At 50.1% G+C, this 19314-nt stretch carries 11 protein-coding genes and 1 tRNA gene; 3 read left to right on the forward strand and 9 right to left on the reverse strand.

Annotation, left to right across the window (positions count from 1 at the left end; translation table 11 throughout):
* Nucleotides 1-30: 30 nt before the first annotated feature.
* The 9 genes from SFW65_10430 to SFW65_10470 form a co-directional block, all read right to left on the reverse strand.
* On the reverse strand, nucleotides 31-2313 hold the full coding sequence (locus SFW65_10430) for a hypothetical protein (protein MDX1923530.1): 2283 nt from the start codon (nucleotides 2311-2313) through the stop codon (nucleotides 31-33).
* Nucleotides 2310-5621, reverse strand: coding sequence for a hypothetical protein (locus SFW65_10435; GenBank protein MDX1923531.1), 3312 nt, complete (start codon nucleotides 5619-5621; stop codon nucleotides 2310-2312). Before SFW65_10435 ends, SFW65_10430 begins: the two co-directional genes overlap by 4 nt.
* Nucleotides 5621-8809 (reverse strand): hypothetical protein, encoded by a 3189-nt coding sequence (locus SFW65_10440; protein ID MDX1923532.1) that lies wholly within the window; start codon nucleotides 8807-8809, stop codon nucleotides 5621-5623. Before SFW65_10440 ends, SFW65_10435 begins: the two co-directional genes overlap by 1 nt.
* Nucleotides 8810-8839: 30 nt before the next feature.
* Nucleotides 8840-9793, reverse strand: a complete 954-nt coding sequence (locus tag SFW65_10445; GenBank protein ID MDX1923533.1) for a hypothetical protein — start codon at nucleotides 9791-9793, stop codon at nucleotides 8840-8842.
* Nucleotides 9794-10198: 405 nt separating this feature from the next.
* A complete protein-coding gene (locus tag SFW65_10450) occupies nucleotides 10199-11044 on the reverse strand; it encodes an HAD hydrolase-like protein (protein MDX1923534.1) in 846 nt (281 codons plus the stop codon).
* Nucleotides 11041-12297, reverse strand: a complete 1257-nt coding sequence (locus SFW65_10455) for a metallophosphoesterase (GenBank protein ID MDX1923535.1) — start codon at nucleotides 12295-12297, stop codon at nucleotides 11041-11043. The genes SFW65_10450 and SFW65_10455 overlap by 4 nt, the downstream gene beginning before the upstream one ends.
* Nucleotides 12298-12314: 17 nt before the next feature.
* Nucleotides 12315-13610 carry a galactosyldiacylglycerol synthase gene (locus SFW65_10460; GenBank protein ID MDX1923536.1) on the reverse strand — a complete coding sequence of 432 codons (1296 nt, stop codon included), beginning with the start codon at nucleotides 13608-13610 and terminating at the stop codon, nucleotides 12315-12317.
* 401 nt (nucleotides 13611-14011) lie between these two features.
* Nucleotides 14012-14365: a zinc ribbon domain-containing protein YjdM gene (locus tag SFW65_10465; GenBank protein ID MDX1923537.1), complete on the reverse strand. Its 354-nt coding sequence runs from the start codon at nucleotides 14363-14365 to the stop codon at nucleotides 14012-14014.
* Nucleotides 14366-14444: 79 nt separating this feature from the next.
* Nucleotides 14445-14521, reverse strand: a tRNA-Arg gene (locus tag SFW65_10470).
* A 115-nt stretch (nucleotides 14522-14636) separates the two neighbouring features.
* Between SFW65_10470 and SFW65_10475 the strand changes: the two genes are divergently transcribed.
* From SFW65_10475 to SFW65_10485, 3 genes are read left to right on the forward strand one after another with little or no spacing between them, the layout of a single operon-like run.
* Nucleotides 14637-15515: a glycosyltransferase family 2 protein gene (locus SFW65_10475; GenBank protein ID MDX1923538.1), complete on the forward strand. Its 879-nt coding sequence runs from the start codon at nucleotides 14637-14639 to the stop codon at nucleotides 15513-15515.
* 43 nt (nucleotides 15516-15558) lie between these two features.
* Nucleotides 15559-17403, forward strand: coding sequence for a tetratricopeptide repeat protein (locus tag SFW65_10480; protein MDX1923539.1), 1845 nt, complete (start codon nucleotides 15559-15561; stop codon nucleotides 17401-17403).
* Nucleotides 17400-19235 carry a tetratricopeptide repeat protein gene (locus SFW65_10485; GenBank protein ID MDX1923540.1) on the forward strand — a complete coding sequence of 612 codons (1836 nt, stop codon included), beginning with the start codon at nucleotides 17400-17402 and terminating at the stop codon, nucleotides 19233-19235. The genes SFW65_10480 and SFW65_10485 overlap by 4 nt, the downstream gene beginning before the upstream one ends.
* Nucleotides 19236-19314: the final 79 nt, after the last annotated feature.

A 19314-nucleotide genomic window follows, 5' to 3' on the forward strand; every position in this document is an offset into this window, starting at 1 on the left:
TTCCTTCTTTATCTCGTTTCATGTAAACTCTCACATTGCGTTGCGCGATGCTTCACGCACACCAACCACACCGCCGCTTTTTGCCGTGCGCACCGCTTCTGGCCGCGTTCCAGCCATATCGATTTTTTGCGCGGCATCCTGTCTGCGCTTCAATTCTGCAAAATCATCAATATGCGATAGGTGGCGGGTACGCACAGCCATGGCCAAACGACCTTCCAGCGCTGGTTTGATTTCGTCGTGCCACAATTTTTCAAATGCCTGTTGATCATATGCGCCGGGCTGAACCGGCAAGCGGTGCCAGTTCATGTTTGCAGGAAGAAACAGTTTTTCCTTTCCGCGCAAATCAGTAAATACCATCTGGCGCAGCGGGTGATCGGTCAGCAAACGGTGAAATGCCCATAACTGTGCAATCGCTGTTGCTGGTTCCACCAAATCACGCGCATCACGCCCAGCCTCTATTGCGTTTTTTAATTGCGGCCATATCGCCATGGCGCGGTCTGCCAAGCTTAGCGGCTTTCCGTTTTCATCAACCAAGCGAATGGTGTGTGGTTCATGCTCTGCGCCAGATTCTAAGCCCAACTGCATGCGGGTGGCCAAAATCATATCCTGTACGCCGTCATTCGATTGTTCCCACATGCCGGTCTTGAACACAAAATCGGTCACATTACGCGCAAGATAACGATGCCGCGCCGCAAGACGCGCTGCGCTGCCCGGCATCGCTTCCCCCGGCGATACCGCAAATTCAGGCAGGTTCTGGAATACACCATAAAAACGCTGGAAATCGGACGTGCTGATTACGTGCCCGTGTACACTTAGCTTTTGCTGCAGTTCACGGATTGCAGAGCGATGTGGCTCGCGGATTTTTTTCTGGAACGCAGCACCTGCAACATTCGGCGCTTCATCGTTATAAGCAAGTTGTGCCGCTTCGTGTAATTTATCCGTTTCAGGGCCATATTTGTCATCCGCGACGATAAATAATGTGCGCTTGGCTGGCAGCATGAAGGTTTCCGCAACGCCCAGCACAAACTGCGCTTGCATCATTTCACGCTCGGTCAAATCGGCAATGATGGGGCGCGAGAAAATGCTTCTGCCATCATGGTCTTTAAGTGATTTGGCTTCAGTATCGCTCTGCCGCATGGGCGGCAAGAAAATATCGCCCGCGCCTAGCGCAAAGCCCTGCACATTCATCCGGCGGATTTCTTCGCTATTATAAATATCCGATTGCAAATCGGCATCGGAATATCGGCGCAAGGCGAATTGTTGGCTTAACCCTGATAGACTGATGGATGTTGCGGGAAGCACGCCGCCCTTTGCTGCATCAACTGCAAAACAAAAATCGGGGTTAACAGTGTGCAAATCCACCGTATCAATTTCAAATTTATCGGCTTTGATTTGCGCCAGTAAAAACGGTTCAACCTCTTTTTGCAAATCGCGCAGTCCGGCGATATTCGCTTCAATCCCTGCCATGAAAACCGGGTTGGCGTTTGGCAGTAAGCCACGTTCCGCCATTTGCGCAATCGCCAAATCACGCACCAATTGCGTTGGTTCGATGTCCAGATCAAACTTGTTTTCTACGGCCCACACAAGATATTCAAGACGCTTTTTCGCCATTTCATATAGCGTAACTTCCTGTTTATCGATATCAGGAAAACTCATATCCGCTTGCGGTCTGCGGGGTTCTAATCCCGCTGCAATCAGTACTGCGCGGCCAAGCTCAAGGTGGGATGAACGAGAGAAATGCCAATCGCCTTGCATCGGCAACATGTTAATCAGCTCCACAATAACCGGATCCCACAACACCATGTAATCTTTATCTTTGCGTTTGACGCCACGATCAAAATTGGGCTGCCCCGACAATACCGTTGCTGCTTGCAAAAACGCCGGCACAATCACAGGGCTTTCAGGAAACAGGGAGCGAAGGAAACTTAAACCTTCAATCTGTGTGCGCTGGTTTGGCATAATGACTTCAGCAAGATATTGCTGCGAACCGATTTTTTCGTCCAAATCCAGCGTATCAAACCCGCGCTTTAACGACCCGTCGCTGCGTTCTACCATGAACGGGCCGTTCATCTTCGCCTGATAATTTGCGCGCATGCCTTTTGAAATCGCGCCAAAACGGTAAATCGCACGTTTTCCTTGCAGCAACTGTGCAAGCGTTGCAAACGCCACCGTGTTTACCGCGCGCATCTGGTCAAACCGAGGTCCTTTCTTTCGCGCATGCGCATGGTAAAACGGCGAAAACAATCCACGCTTTTCACCAAACAAATGAACGTCGCGGTACAATGCTGCGTGATCGGGTTCTAACATACTCATGCTGCGGCCCTCCGTTGGGGTGATTGAGGCGTGCGACCACGCAGTGGCCGTGTGGAAATAAAGGCTGCAACCGGCTGCTCCGCTCGGTTGAAATACGTATAGGTAAGCGTACTAACCGGCCGCTCCAGCTTCAAAACCCACAGCTTTTGCTTGGCAGGGTCAGCCACGCGCATATCAGCAAATAATTTTTTCCATTGGCTGTATAAATCGGCAGCAGATAATTTGCCGAATTGCTGTGCCTGTGCATCGCTCATTTTGCGAATATCGTCCAGTGACATGCGCTGCGCTGATTTAAGGCGGCCCATATATTCATCGCCCGTTTCTTCCCCACGGGACATGCGCCGCAAACGGATATTTCCTTTAGTGAATTCCTGACCTGTATCGCGCACGATAATTCCGGTAAGCTTCTTTAGTGGCTTGGGCAAGCCACCCGCGCGTGCATCGGCCAGCCCTGCCCAATCCTGCGCTGGCACAGCAACATGCTGGATATGCTCATCCACCTTACGTTCAAAATGCACAGGTGCCATTTGCTCGAAGCTTAAAAGGCGCAGCCCGTCAGCAAGGCCGGATAATCTTCTACCCACAGTGCCGTATGATGCCTGAGCGCGGGCTATCGCTTGCTGCGTTCGCTCGCCTTGGGGCGGCAAACGGTGACATACGGCTTTAGCTGCCAAACGGAACATGCCCGTTGCTTCGCCCACCAGCAGTACTGCTGTATCAGGCCCTGCCTTTTCAATGGCACGTAAAACGTCGCGGTTCGGGCGTTCAATAATATGGAAACGGTGCCAATGATCGTCCCAATCCGGATGGTCCAGCATCACATCCGGCACTTTAAGCCGTATCAGTTTTTTAGGGTCGATGCGGTAGCGGGTATTCATTACGGGATATGCCGTCTGCGCATCATACCCCATCAATTCCATTTTATCTGGCGTCCATGGATATGCTTTCAAGCGACGCTGCTTGTGCGCACGGTGTTCAGCTAGTAACTTCTGACCCTGTGGTGTTTTTAAAACTGTGCGTATGTAATCGCTGGCCGGTGTTTCCGCTGCCTTGTTCATCAACTGGTCAATTTCCAGTAATGCTTTTCGCTCGCTCATGCGGCGCTGTTCGGATGCTTCTAAATTCGGTGGGCCCTGCACGCCCAATGTGATGAATGCTTCGTAAAACGGTTTCCATTCCGCGTAATGCGTATCCACATATTTACGCCACCACGCTTGCCAGCGCGGGCTTCCCTGCTTGCCAATAAACGCATCTGCATCAAGCACACGCAGCGCCGTAATGATTGCGTGCAATTTATCATTACGTTCAAAGGTAATACGCAAATGATCGCCCGTTTCACGGTCTTCGCGCAGCGGCCATTGCCCTTTGCGCGTCGCGCTTTCCATCGCAATCACTTTTTCCCACGGTAAACGCTGCCCGCGTGAATTGATAACCCAGAACTCCGGCACGCAATTGAACAATGCCCCGCGGCATTGATGGCGCATCGTCCACAAATGCATGCGTGCATCTTCAATCGTATCTGGCGCGATGCCTGTATCCGGCAAGGTGAATGGCTTATCCCACCCGACCTGATGGGCTTTAAGCTTGCGTTCAACTTCCTTCAAACGTTCCTGATAATCCAGCAGCGCAGCCTCATCATCGCTGTATTCAATGGCGTGGCCTTCGGTTGCCCTACGCAGCAAGTAATCGAACTGACGCACATAATTCCATTTATTGGTCGCGCGCGCATACACATCCGGGTATTCGGTTTTGCGTATGGGAATAACTTGCCCCGTTGCCGCATCCTTATAGGCAAAATATTTCAAATCACCGTATCGGCTATAACTATCATCTTCCAATAAACGCGTGGTTACGATATTGGGTGGGCGAGTGACACTTACTAAATCAAGCTGCGTTTCCATCACACGCTGAATAAATCCGCGATGACTTAAGATCACATGGCGGCGGCGGTGATATTCTTCGGGCGGTTGCTGCCCGCCTGCGCCAGCCTTATAGGCACGGTCAAATTCGCAAACTTGCGGTGTGCGGTTTAAAACCAATGGCACAAAAATCGGGTTATGCCGCTGCACGAGCAACGGGCGCAATTGTTCATGATTTAAATGCAAAACATCATCTGGGTTATGGCATAAATTAAACAATAATGCGCGCTTGCGGTCGCCAAATCCGTCATATTCATCATCCGTAGCCAGCAACGTGCCAATCCCGCGCGTCAACATCCCTTCATCATAATGCACAAATCCAATTGCTGGGCGGTCAGTAAAATCATTCGTGCCTTGTAGAAAATCCTTATAGCTATTTCGCTCCGCCAAACCGGAAACAAAGCGCATGCCGTCAGGGTCAAGGCGGCGAAGATAGAAACTTAAAGCCGCTGTTCCCGCCGCATCTTCGTCCGATGCATGCATGATTTCCGGGTCAGGGTCGCGTCCATCATAAAATACTGCGCCGCCCTGAACGCCTCTGGCACGGTTTGCCGAACGGCTATTGGCCAGTAAAATATCGCCAAGGCGCGTCGAGCGCACCATGCGCTTGGTTTTTTTATGCCAGCGGTCAGGCAGCAGCAAACCATCCTTACCCTGTTTGCCAAACGCCCATTCCCAAATCGCTTTGGCGCGCACATCTTCACGGAACGTATCATGACGTTTCTGGTTTCCGGGGAACAAGCTTGCCATACCCATGCGCGCATACCAATGGCTTGCCATCGGGTCATCGTAATTTTCGCCGTTAAAGGGTTGCGATACACCATAGATTTTTTGCCAATCTTCTTCACCCGCATAACGGAATTTCTTCCCGCTCTGGTGAATCTCCAGTTCAATCGGCGCCTTGCCATCGCTTGGCAATTCATATCTGAATCCTTTTTTTCCATCCGCAAACGTGACTTCTTCAAGCCCCAATACATTTCCATTCAGCTGCGTGGATTGTTTAAGGAAATTCTGCACCATGGTTGCCGCCATATGGCCCGGCCAACCCTGCGCCATATCACGCACGCTGATACGGCCAACCAACGCTGCGCCAATCGCGTAGGCTTGATGTTCCGGAATAGCGATGGGAATACGCAAATGCGCCAGCAACCGTCCGCGCAAATCAAAGGCCAGTGCAGCATACTCTTTTGGCACGGCACTGCCCGCCAGTTTATCGGATGCTTCGAAATCGTAGAACATTTCAATCAGCTTTCCGGCTTCCACCATATGCCGCACATCGTCATAGGATGGCTGGTAATCGGGATGGGTTGAATAAAACGTCTCCCGCGCGGGCCCGCGGTAATAATCCATCGGAAAATTGCGATGCAGTTGCGGGTCTGGCGCATACATCAGGCAAACTCCAGATGATCATGTTGTGGAAGCGATGGCGTGCGCATTCCTGATGTTGGCAAATTACGCCGCGCGGTCAGTTCGGGTGGTAATTCGGTCAATGCGGCGTTGATATCACGCCGATTGCGTTTGGCTGGTAACAGTTGCGCTTCCGATAATACGCGGTCGTAATCCTCATTACCGAAATCTTGGGTATAAACCGTATTATTATTCGCAAACAATCCGCCAAGCGCGGTGCCAACCTGCCCTGCCGCCACAACCACGCGTTTATATTCCGCAGTGCCGCCATGATATTTATCGGCGCGCCGGTTTTGCCGTGCTAGAATAAATGATGGTGGCAAATGCCCGATAATCTCCAGTCGTTTTCCGCCGTCGCGCATGGAAAACGCGGTGTGGTTTGATATCGCTTCACTCGGGTGTCGCAACCCTGCCTCACGCGCCAGTTCATGCGTAATGCGCGGCGATTCTAGTTTGCCGAAATGCTGCGCCGAAACCATGCCAACACCATTTTTCTTCATCCATGGGAAAACGCCTTGGCGGTAATCTTCTTTCCAACCGTGTCCGGGCGGATAAAGCGCAAATTTTTGAATGAACAATCCGTTATTAGGCTCGCGCGTAAAGCGTTCGCCTCTGCGTTCCAAATCCTGCAAGATGCGTGATAGATAAGGTTCTTTTAAATTGTAAAAGCGTGCGCCTTCATGCACGGAAACCGCAACGGTGATGTCCAGTTCAATCGCGGTTTTCTTGATTTGCGCATACTGCGTTTCTTCATTACCCGGAATAGCGCCTTGCGCATAAACCACCAGAAAATTACGTAAATCCTTGCCAAAGGCTGTCGGGCGATATTTGGGATCCATCTGCAAGAGCGAGCGAAACTCGGCGAGCTGCGTACCAAACGCATCTTTTTCAATATCGGTTCCCTGGCTACCGGTGCCAAGGATAAGCACGCGGCCAACATCCGCCTCCACAATAGTGTGCCATTCCTTGGCGGTGCGGCGGAAGTATTTAACAGGTACAACCCCTTCTCTGCCGCCATGCCAATCCAGATAAGCCTGCACATTTTTTCCGGCAGGATTGCGCGCAAGCACATTGGTGTTAACACCCATCACGCTCATATCGGTAAAGCGGTCTTCTTTATACGCGCCAAACACCGATATATCGCGCTGCGACAAATTGGCAAAGCGCAGGCACATTTCATCCTGCCGCTTGGCGGTGCTGAGGCCCAATAGAATAAGCCCTTTATCGGAAAACCATTCGTTCAGACGGCAAAGGTTCTGCTCGACATCCACCACATCGGGCGCAAAACCGTCGCGGTGAATGGATGTCGGGTCACACTCCATAAAATGCACTTTGCCAAATGCCGCGCCCGATACTTTTGGAATATCTGCATATTCAATGCCGATATTTTTTTTAAAGATACGCAACAAATCTTGTGAAAAACCGGTATCGGGCGGTTTCACCCCTTCATAATCCGGTAAATTGTAGCGCCCAAAGCTGGTATCCCCCATATTGCCATAGACCCAGTAATGCGGGTTGGGCGTAACCGATTTAGTTTTTGCGTTGCCCGCGATATCGCAGCGATAAGGAGCAGGCAAGACAAGATAAGGGGTGTTATCCGTGCTATGCGGAATGCTATCAGCTGCATAATAAACCGACATCACCCGTTCATCGCCCGCATTTACATGAACAAACCCTTTGCCGCTGAGCGTGTGCATCAATGGCCAGCGTTCCTGCGGCACTTTGCGTTTCTTGAGTTTTTGTTCCAGCACGCGGCAAACAAACGCTGTTGCATGAAAATGCTTTCCTTGCAGCAACCCGCGCGCGATGTAATCGATATATCCATCCAGATGGTCAGCGTGTAAATGCGTTGCAAAGAAATGATCGATGTCATCGAGATAATTTACAATATCAGGTACAACGTAATCCCAATTGCCTTGTTCGCTTGCCTGCACCGCGTGGTTTTTACTGAAAATAATCCCTAAATCGATAATGACGCCTTTGCGCTGCACGCGGCCGTTCGCATCACGCCAATAGGTAAAAATGCCTTTGCAATTTCCGCCAATCGTTGCGCCAAATCCCGGCAGATATTCGCGGTCATTATGTCCGCCAAATGGCACCACAACCATTTGCTTATGTTCATCCACAACGCCAGTCAGTGCGCGCTTATCCACCAAATTGCGCTGATCATATTCCGCAATATAATCCAGCACATGGGGATAACGACGCCGGCGCAAATCCTTCATCGCCTTGTTCACAATTCCGATACGTTTTTGCAGGTGTGCCGTTGGCAATTTGCAGCTTTCTTCGCCCAACACTACAAACTGGTCAAATACCGCATGGTCGCCCGTTACTTTCCAGCGCACATCGATTAAATCGGTAATCGGGCTGCCATGTCGCGCATTATGCGGCGTGGTTGCTGCGACCAGCGAACCATGCTTTGCATTTTCAATACGGCTTGCCTTGAAATTATGGATTGCACCATTTTGCCGATCAATTTCTGTTTTGCTGCGCGCTTCACCAAAATCATACATCGGCTCCAGATCATTGCGGCCAAGACCAAGCAGTTCCGGTAAATAATCATATGGCAATGGCTGCGCGCCTGCGCTTACCGGGTAATCAATCGGCGCTTGAAAATCAAAGCCGCCTTTGGCTGACATGCCCGGCAGATGCAAGCGTTCGCCGATGAGCGCTGCGATTTGAAAATCCTCCATGATTTTTCCGACATCCGGAAAATGCATATTGCGGATGTCGGTGTGCATGCGCTGCAAGGCGCCGAATAAACGCAATACACGGTCGGTATGCTGGGGGTTTATGCCACGCCCCAATATGCTGGCCTGTTGCAACGTGAGATAATTTGGATAAGCGCGGAATGACAGTTCAGCCAATTTGCTGACCACGTATCGGCCATTCGGTTGCAGCAACATATATAATGTTTCAAGACTGCGCAGGCGCTTGTGTTCATCCAGCTTGATAATGGTTTTTAATACAACGCCGCCACCGGTTCGCGGGTCAATTTCACCATCGCTTAGAATAATTGGTTCATTTTTGGTGAATGGCTTTACCGCGCCATCAAGTCCCAACAATTGCAGGCAATAGTCCGGCGAAAAAGCATTTGAAGACTTGCCATTTTTGCGCTGCACAACATCACGCGCAGCGCGACCCACATGGTACCGATCGGTTTTACTCATCAGCAAACCTCACTAACTAAAAACACGGCCTTATAAAAACTGCGCGGCGTGAACCATTCCTCCGTTACGCGTTCCGGGTCGGTGCGCAATCGATGGCGCGCCGCCGGTTGGCTTGGAAAAATCTCTCAATACACGGATCATGTCGGGCGTATTCGTAACCACTACGGCTTTGTCGGCGCGAAGCTGCGACAGACTTATGGTTCCTGCATGGGTCAACCGTTTGGGTGGTTCGGGATGGAATACAGCAACCTTGTTATCCAAACGCGCTGCTATTTCTGTGATTGCCTTGCAATCATGTGGATGCCCGCCATGTACCACGGCATGGGCGGCGCCATTTGTATTCTGCAATTGTTTTACATGGTCGTCATTCATGGCGATGATGAGAAACGGCGCAGTCATGGCGCTGTGCGCCTTGTCATTCACCGCGCGATCATGCGTGCTTACCGCGATCAGGTCTGTATTCCTATTAAGCTTTTTTTGAGCGTAGGGTGTATCCGCATGACTATCCGCCATCCATCGCAAGCCATCTTTTGCAACGTCGAGCGCCATACTGGTATTCGCGCTAAACAGCCAGCTCAGCATATGTTCGCGGTTCAATTGCGGAGAGTGCAGGCTAATCAACGGAACATTACGGTCGAAAAGCAAAAAATCCCGCGCATCGCGGCTAAGGTCTATTTCCTTTTTGCGCGTTACATCTATGACCAGAATGTCGTAATGGTATCGCTCGCACAACGCCAAGGTCTTGCGCATTTTTCCGGTGCTATCGCGGCTGCTGTAATCGCAAAAAACTACGGCACGCTTTTTTTCACCCACAATCACCAACCCATGATTGGGAGGAATGAATTGCATTTTGGGTTGCGTCTGCGGCTCCGCAACCACAGGCTGATAAGCATGAGGACGTTTTGCGGCGCGCAAAACAGGTAACGCTTCACCTTGCGCAAGGCAAAGCTCCGCTTGTTCCTCTAACGACGTATCAAGGAGCATAAAAATTCCGGCGATTTAGCCAATTCCGGACACAACTCTCCTCAGCCTGACCACACAGTTTAATGCGTTTTCAGTTCATAAACATGCGCCGCATATACCCCGCTAAAGCGGGTAAACATGCCGTGCCACATTTTAAATTTTAAATGAGTAGGGTTATTCCGTCACTGGTGGTTGTTGGTGTTAGCGTCACGAAATCTATATGATAAAAATGAATCGTCCAGTGAATAATTTTACTTTCGTATCAATTTATCATATCGACTCTTTATGCAAATCATCTTACATTCTTAGGCTTCGTTCTTGTTTAATCACGCTTGATGATCACGAACGTCTGCCCGCAGTAGGGTTGGTGTTAGCAAAATTCTGGCACTGCTGCGGGTTTTAATCCCACCATACATAATCAAAAAATTACAACGCAGCACGGGCTTGAATTTGCATGGTTGCGCGCGTGCCACGTCCATGCAATTGCGTTTTAATATGCATGCCAAGCGCCGAAACATCCTGCTGTACAACGAAGCGATCCAATTGCGCATCCGTCATTTGCGGTATTAATATCGCGCGCTTTGTTGTGGGAATATAATAACACAGACCATCATATATTTCGCCTGCTGCCAATGCGCTGCGTGCACCTGGCGGGCTATCTTCCAGTGCCACAACGCACGCACCTTCCAGATTATATCCATTACGCCGCAACACATCGCAGGCAATTTCATATCCCATCAAATACGGCTTGGGGTGTGGCTTACGGAATGGGATTTCAACATCATCGGCATTCACCAATCCATCGACCACTAATCCTTCGGCTTCTACTATTTTCAGATTTGCTCGTGCTTCCGTTCCTGCGCCATTGGTTACGGCAACCGCTGAAAAACCGATATTATTGGCCTTGCAGTGTTCACGCAGGGCCAGCACGGTTTCAATCACATCGCAGCGCGGGATCACACCGTCATGATTGCTCGTCACCCGATCCACAATTTCTTTTCGAAAAGTTTGTACATCTACCGGAGCATCAGGGATTTTTGATTTAAGATAATAGTAATTTACTTCCCATGATGCGCCAAACAGCATGGTTGTTGCCACTTCCATCGCCCCATCCTTGTTCGGCATCGCAAATGTCTTGGGTTCAAAAAACTCGTGTGGTTCAAAGTGCAGACCATATTTTGCATACTGGGCAGTCATGGCATAACTTAAATGCTTGTCGGTATCAACCAGCGTGCCATCAATATCAATCAACAGGATAAGCGATTTGCTCATAATGTAACTCCTGCATTCACCGCCGGCATACTCCAGCCAACATCGGGGCGCGGCGGGCGTTCTTTGGGTATGGGCGATAAATCACTGCGGTTTTTAAATATCTGCACACGTTCCGGCGTTACCGGATGCGGGTGTATCCCTAACTCGCGGTTGACAGTCATAATCTGCCATGACCCGTCAAGGTGCTCGACGGCAGCGGTGCAATGGGCATCATCCACCCAATCGCCGCTATCAATAAATACATAGCCGCGATGGTAAAAAATACCGGGATTATGAATATGGCCGTGAATACCGCCGCGCAATAATGGGCGCGGCTTTTGGTCAGGATGCGCACGGTTATACTCCACAATAGCTGCATTTTGATTGTCCAGAAATTCAGCGTAGCGATCGTAATACTTCGTCATGTCCTTTTTGCCATCCATGCTATTTATATAATCGGTCATGGATGATGCTGTATCAGGAAACCCAAGGTTGCGTACCAGCGGCGCGACGCCATTGTGATAGACGCATGTTGCCAGCATTCCCAGCGTGCTGGATTTTTTCATCGGATTATCAAATTTATCGCCGTGGCACACATGCATGTGCTCGCCTGTCACGGTTTCATAAATAAATTCTTCCAAAACATCCATATTCCCTAATGACGGGCTTTTGAAATATGCGGTGCGTAATTTCGGGTCAACCGGCTGGCCGTTTTGCGCTGTAACCAGCGCGGCCGCATCCTCTCCCATCAGGTGCAATTCATTGGTAAAGCCACGAAAAATTTCATCATGGTTCCCTGGAACAAAAATACCCGGCACTTTGCGCAGAACACGCAACAGCTTTTGCAGGGGAATATTATGCGACTGTCCCCAACGCATCGTCTCGTCATCATAGGGTTTGAATACTTCCCATTTAACCATCCGCAACGAAACATGCGCTGCAAGCCTTAAAAACTTTAACGCAGTGCGCATATGCGTATCATCTTTGAATATGCGGCCAAGGTGTTGCGGGCGCGATGCACGGAACAGCCAGTAATCGATAAAATCGCCATTAATCACAATTTTGTTGGCAAGGCGCGCCCGATCCAGAAAAATCGATTGCTTATCGGTTTTGCTGTCTGGCCGCCCCAAATGCAAATCCGACATGAAGGCGGTGCGGAATTCATGGATGGGTAAATCGGTGTCCGGCATGTCCACGCCGGCAAGCGGTTCCAGTATCCGGTGCAACGTATCAAGTTCGCGGTCAGTCAGCAGTAAAGGCGCAGCGTCATTCATGGTTTTAAATATTTATTTCATACAAACGGAGGTTGGGATTGATTGCGCGGCCGGCTTCGAAGCATAGCGCGAAGCCGCGCACCGGGGCGCACGACCATGCGTCCGGGTAAAACTATTGCCTCAGCTGGTGGAGAAACCGGATTTGCATCCATGATGCTTTCCAGCATTTTTGGAATTTCAAACACTGCGCGATTATTAAGACGGCGTGCGTTGGAACTGTGTTGGTCAAGCCGCCCGTTATTTAACAGGAACGTCGCGGCGCGCCCGATATGGGCAAAGTTATCGATGGAAACACCCAGCTTGTTTTCTTCCGCCCATATGATGTTGTAGCGTTCCTGAATCATCGTGCCACGATTGTTCAAGAGCACCACCGGCAAACCCAAATGCAAGGCCTCGCTCATGCTGCCAGGGCCGGGTTTGCCAATAAAAAAGTTGGCAAGCCGCATGTAATCGGCAACCTTTTGGGTAAAGCCAATTGCGTGACACCCTTCTATGCCCTGCAAATCTGCCAATAATTGCTTGTTATGCCCGCACAGCACGATGCTTTGAATGCCCTGCTGCAAAAGCTTTAGCGCGATGCCCTTGGAAACGATCGAACCATTACCGCCGAACATAATCAGCGCTGTTTTTTTATTGGGGTCTAACCCAATCGCCTGATGGGTCAACGGTTTATTACCGGCATCTTGATAAAACGCGGGCCGCAAAATCATGCCCGATGTTTCCAAAATACGTTCAGGGCGATAAAAACCCGACATATGCGCTTGCAACGCAGCCTTATGACTGCCAACGATGATGTACTGGTCCTGGTTTTCCATCCAGAAATGCGGTGGGCTATCCGCGATATCCGTCATGATGGTGACATAAGGCACATCTTTATGCACGTCACGCAGTGCATCGAACATCACCTTGTTAAAATTCGGAACCACGGAAACAATCAAATCGGGTTTTGATTGCACGAAATGCGCGCGCAGCACTTTTTTCATCGGCGCTGCATTCATGCGTATGCCGCGCTGTAATGCGCGAAGGAATGGCCGCGAGCCATAGGTCCAGCCGCGTTTAATCGCCGCATTATAAATGGTTTCGGCCTGAACGCCCGTCACCTGATAGACAGGGTCGGCTTTTTTCAAAAGCTCCTGTAAATTAACTAGCTCAATATCCCAACCGGGATAGCTTGCCTTTGCGCTTTGGATAAGCGCTTCGGCTGCGCTACGATGCCCTCCGCCTGCATCAAAGAAATAGAGCTGAAGCTTACGACGTTTGGACGGCGCATCACTCGGATGCACGTCCTCTGATAAGGCATGTTGCTGGGTCATATGGATTCCGGCACTGGATCCAGCACACGAAAATCCACATTTCGCTATGAAGCGTTAAAGCACGCGCGTCAAAACCACCCGCAAAAGCGGGCGATCATCGCCGTTCAAACATTTCAGAGTAAAAATGGATTCTGTCACTGGATTTGGTTGGTGGTGTTAGCACCGCCAAATCTACGCATCTGGCCTGAATCGTCTAGCTAATTATTTGCAAATCATAGCGATTTAACCGGATGACTTTTTATGCAAATCAGCGTATGGTTTAAAGCTTCGTTTCTATAAACAGAAACGATCTGCCCGCAGTAGGGTTGGTGTTAGCAAAATTCTGGCACTGCTGCGGGTTCTAACTTTCCCCCCTTACATACCGTACCGTGTGCGCATCAACGTAATAGGTTGTTTGTGCATCAAACTTTTTTGACGAATTCCGACTTTAAATACATCGCGCCGATACCATCGATTTTACAGGCAATGTCATGCCCATCCACCGGATCAGCAACAAGGCGGATGTTCTTGACCTTGGTCCCGCTTTTGACCGTGGAAGATGAACCCTTCACCTTCAAATCCTTGATTAATGCAACGGTATCACCCGTGGTTAGCACATTGCCATTCGCATCACGGATTTCGGTATGAGTTGCGGCCTCTGGTTCATGACTAGCTTCCATATTCCATTCATAAGCGCACTCCGGGCATACCAATAACGCGCCATCTTGATAGCAATATTCCGATCCGCATTTAGGGCATTTGGTTGGCTCGCTCATACTGGTCCTGTCTTGCCATAACTCGGAAAACACGTTGGCAAAGCCGGGGTCACACGCGAAGAGGCAATGATGTGGTGAATGGTGCACCCGAGAGAATTCGAATCTCTAACCTTCTGATCCGTAGTCAGATGCTCTATCCAGTTGAGCTACGGGTGCAACTTTTTAAGAGGCCGCAACCTAATCAAAAAGTTCAGGGTTTGCAAGCCAATAAGTTCCTGTTTTACCGTGGTTTGCCCTAGTAATTCCATATTTGCTTAATTATATATGTGCCATGTCAAACAAAACAGCCCCGTTTCAATCCTTAACCAAGCAATTAAACCGCCCCGGTTTTCCCATAGCGGCACAAGACCGTTTGGTTTCGGTTATCATTTCTGTCGCTGATGAAGCGGGTAATATTTTGCCCCTCGCGCAGGAAATTACCACCGTTTTGGAAACCCTGCCTGTTACCAAGAATAATTACGAACTTATTTTCGTGGATGATCACAGCGTTGATCCAACCACCGATGAAATTCAGCAAGCGATGCGCCGCTTCCCGCACATCCGTCTCATTTGCCATCAGGCACGGTATGGAAAAAGCCAAGGTGTATGGACAGGCCTGCGTCATGCGCGCGGCGAATGGATTATTACCATGGATGGCGACGGTCAAAATGATCCGGCCGATATTCCACGTCTTCTGACTGTCGCGCTTGAAAGCAATCCGTTTAAAAATGTTCTGGTTTCCGGTGTGCGCGTCAACCGCGCGGCAACAGGTTCCAAACGCTTTGCCAGCAGATTTGCAAACGGTCTGCGGCGTTTCCTGTTACAAGATGACTGCCCCGATACCGGCTGCGCGTTAAAGGTATTCCGCCGCGATGCGTATCTTGCGCTTCCCTATTTTGATAATATCCACCGCTATGAACCAACGCTGTTCAAATTGTATGGGCATGATGTGGTTTATATTCCGGTCAATGACCGCCAGCGCAAGCATGGCACATCGAAATATACCAATTTCAAACGCGCCCTTGATGGGTTGTTTGATTTATTTGGCGTGATGTGGCTTCAGCAACGCTATAACGCGCGCAATGAACAAAGCATTGAAATTGTGACGATTGCCGACATCATCAGTGCCGAGGGCGCCAATGCGCCACGCCGCGAGCAAGCCACCCGCTAGAATCACGTTTTCGTGCGGTTAAGCGCGGTGTAGATTCAATTCCATGAATATACTTCAGAGTGCAATGGCCCTTCATCAGGCAGGAATGATGGATGACGCGGAAAACGCGTATCGTCTCCTGCTGCATCAAGAACCGCGCAATGCCGATGGCATGGCGTTGCTTGGATCTGTCCTCTCGCACAAGAACCAGCACAGTGATGCCATCGCACTGATCAAGCAGGCGCTAACCATCGACCCCAAGGCGCCGCTCTTTCATTTTCATCTGGGCAATGCTTATGAAAAATCAGGCGATATTGTTTCAGCCGAGGCTTCGTTCACCAAAGCCACCACCTACGCGCCGAAATGGGATGCCGCGCTGTATAATCTTGGCAATGCCCAGCGCAAATTAGGCAAACCCGCTTTTGCCAAGGAAAGCTATAAGAAAGCTCTGCAGCAATCCCCGCGTCATATTCAATGCCACAATAATCTTGCGCAGGTTTATAGCGAATTAAGCGATTATGCATCAGCCAAGGCGCAATTGCACATGGCGCTTAAAATGGAACCCGCCAATCTGGAATTATTGTTTACCACGCATGATATCGCGCTCGAACACAACGATTTTCTTGGCGCGTTCGATGCCGCGCAGCGTATCGCACGTATCAAATTGGGCGTGCCGGATGGCATGGACATTATCGACTATCTGGAAAGCATCCCAAAACTGGATACGCGCGACGAACAAACGCGCCATTGTTTAATGGCGGTTGCCGCCAGTTATTTTCTGACCGTTGATTTGAAACGCGCAAGCTATGTATTGCGCCTCATCAATCACCATGAGCCCGATTGGGAAGAAGTACAGTTGATGCTTGGCTCTGTTCAGCTCTCGCGCAATCAACCTGAACTCGCAGATTGCTATTATGCTGAAACTTTTATGATGAACCCTAAGCAGATTGATGCGCCGTGGAACCGCTCTATGGCATTGCTCATCAATGGTAATTTACAAGAAGGGTTCCGTCGTTACGGCTGGCGCTGGTCGGCGATGGAAAAATATAAACGCATGCGGCTGAATGTGGAACGCTGGGATGGGCAACAACCATCAGGCAAAACCATCGCCGTTCAGGAAGAACAGGGCTTTGGCGATACCATTCAAATGTTGCGTTTCATGCCCCTTTTAAAAGAGCGCGGCGCAAATGTGCTCGCTTACGTGCGCCCCGAACTTTACGCACTGCTGGAAGGGTGGGATGGCCCAAGCCAAGTCGTGTCATGGAAAGCCGACAATAAAAATGTGCCGCCGGAGGTGGACTGTGCCTGCGGCGTGATGGATTTGCCGGGTTATCTTGGTATCACCATGAATAACCTGCCAGCAAACGTGCCCTATATCCCCAACCCCAAAAAGGGTGACCCGAAATATAAGCTGGAGGGTGCTGGTCTCAAAATCGGTCTCGTCTGGTCGGGCAACCCCGCACATAAACGCAACTTTGCGCGGTCATATCCCTTCGAACTTTTGAAAGATATTACGGCGATGCAAGGGTTCACATTCTACGGTTTGCAATTCAAGCCGGAGCAAAAAGACGTGCAGCTGATGAAACAATACGGCGTCACCAATCTTGCACAGAAAATCAACACCTTGGCAGATAGTGCTGCGACATTGGCTGAACTTGATTTGCTGATTACGGTAGATAGCGCACCGGCGCATTTGGCTGGCGCACTGGGCCTGCCGGTATGGACCTTGCTAACCGTCGATGCCGATTGGCGATATTTATTGGGGCGCAGCGACAGCCCATGGTATCCCACCATGCGCCTCTTCCGCCAGACGGTATCAGGCGATTGGGCGCCCGTCTTGAAACAGGTTCAGCAATCGCTTCTGGAATTTCAAAATAACCACCAAACAAATAAAGTGAGCGCAGCATGAGCGCGGAAGGTCTTTTAAAAGGCGTCACTGCTCTGCATCAAGCCGGAAAACTGGATGAAGCGGAAAAAGGCTACCGGCTTGCGCTGAAATTTGATCCAAAGAACGCCGATGCACTAGCGCTGCTGGGTTCACTGCTCTGCGATAAAAAAGAATTCGATGCCGCGATTGATTATATCCGCCAAGCCATCGCGCTTGATAGTAACGCGGGACTTTTCTATTTCTACCTTGGCAATGCCTATCAAAAATCGGGGCGCTTTGCATGGGCAGAAGAAGCCTTTCAAAACGCAGTGCGTTTAATGCCCGATTGGGTGGAAGCTTATTACAATCTCGGCAATGCACAGCGGGAGCAAAAAAAATACGCATTAGCTAAGGAAAGTTATCTCAAAGCACTCGCAATTGATAGCACTCACGCTCTTACCCACAACAACCTTGCACATATATATAGCGCATTGCTGGATTACAAATCCGCCAAGCAACAGCTTGAACTGGGGTTAAAACTTCATCCCGAACATTCTGAAATGTTGTTTAGTCTTTACGACATTGCGATTGAACATAATGACCAACCAACGATGTTCGATGCCGCACAGCGCTCTGCCCAGCAAATTCTGGGCTTAAAGAATGATGAAATTATTGATTATCTCTCGGATGCCTACTCGATTAATACAAAAGACGAACGTATCCGCAATTGCATCTTCTCGCTGGGCACCAGTTATTTGTTGAAAGGTGATAATGCAAAGGCGAGTTATATTCTTCGCACGCTCTTCACCCTCGAACCCGATTTGGCAGATGTATCCGTGACACTCGGCTCCCTCGCGCTGAATCAATGCAAGTTTAATGATGCAGATGACTATTACAGCCAGACATTCATGCTTAATCCTTCCGAACTTTCCGCGCCTTGGAACCGTTCGATGAATTTGCTGGTCGCGGGCCAATTGCACGAAGGTTTCCGCCGCTACCGTTGGCGTTGGGCGGCGATGGAAAAGTTCAAAGCCATGCGCATGAATGGCGAAGTATGGGATGGCAGTAATCCCGCCGGTAAAACCATATTGGTGCAAGAAGAACAAGGCTTCGGCGATACCATTCACATGCTGCGTTATGTGCCCATTCTTCGCGCACGCGGCGCAAAGGTGTATGCGTATGTGCGCCCTGTGCTGTATGCACTGCTCGAAAACTGGGATGGTGCAGATAAAGTTGTCTCATGGAATGTTGCTGACAAATCCGTTCCACCAGAGGTCGATGCCGTATGCGGCACGATGGATTTACCAGGTATGCTTGGCACAGGACTTAATAACATTCCGGGCACTGTCCCCTATCTTCCTAATCCGAAAAAGGGCGATGCAAAATTCAAACTGGAGGGAAACGGCATAAAGGTGGGCTTGGTATGGGCAGGAAACCCTATGCACAAACGCGACCATGAACGCTCCATCCCGTTTGATATGTGGGATGATATTCTGGGAATGCGCGGCGTTACATTCTATTCACTGCAATATCAGCCCAAGGAAGGCGATGCGCAGCGCATGCAAAAATTCGGCGTACTGGATATTGCGCCCAATATCAAAAACCTTGCCGACACTGCCGCCACGCTGGCAGAGCTTGATTTGCTCATCACCATCGATTCCGCGCCAGCCCATTTGGCGGGCGCGCTGGGCCTTCCCGTCTGGACATTAATCACCAAAAACCCCGACTGGCGCTGGCTGTTAAACCGCTCCGACAGCCCGTGGTACCCCACCATGCGCCTGTTCAGGCAGGAAACCACAGGGGATTGGAAGCAAGTATTAGCGGCAGTTAAAGCAGCTTTGGCTGATTTTATTGGGAAAAACAGCTCAAAATAAGCCGTTAATATCTTCCTATTTGTTTGACAAGCCCCCACCCAATCCACTACAAAACAGCGCACTGAAGAGTTTAGGCAGC

Source organism: Alphaproteobacteria bacterium, from assembly GCA_033762625.1.
Taxonomy (GTDB): domain Bacteria; phylum Pseudomonadota; class Alphaproteobacteria; order UBA9219; family RGZA01; genus RGZA01.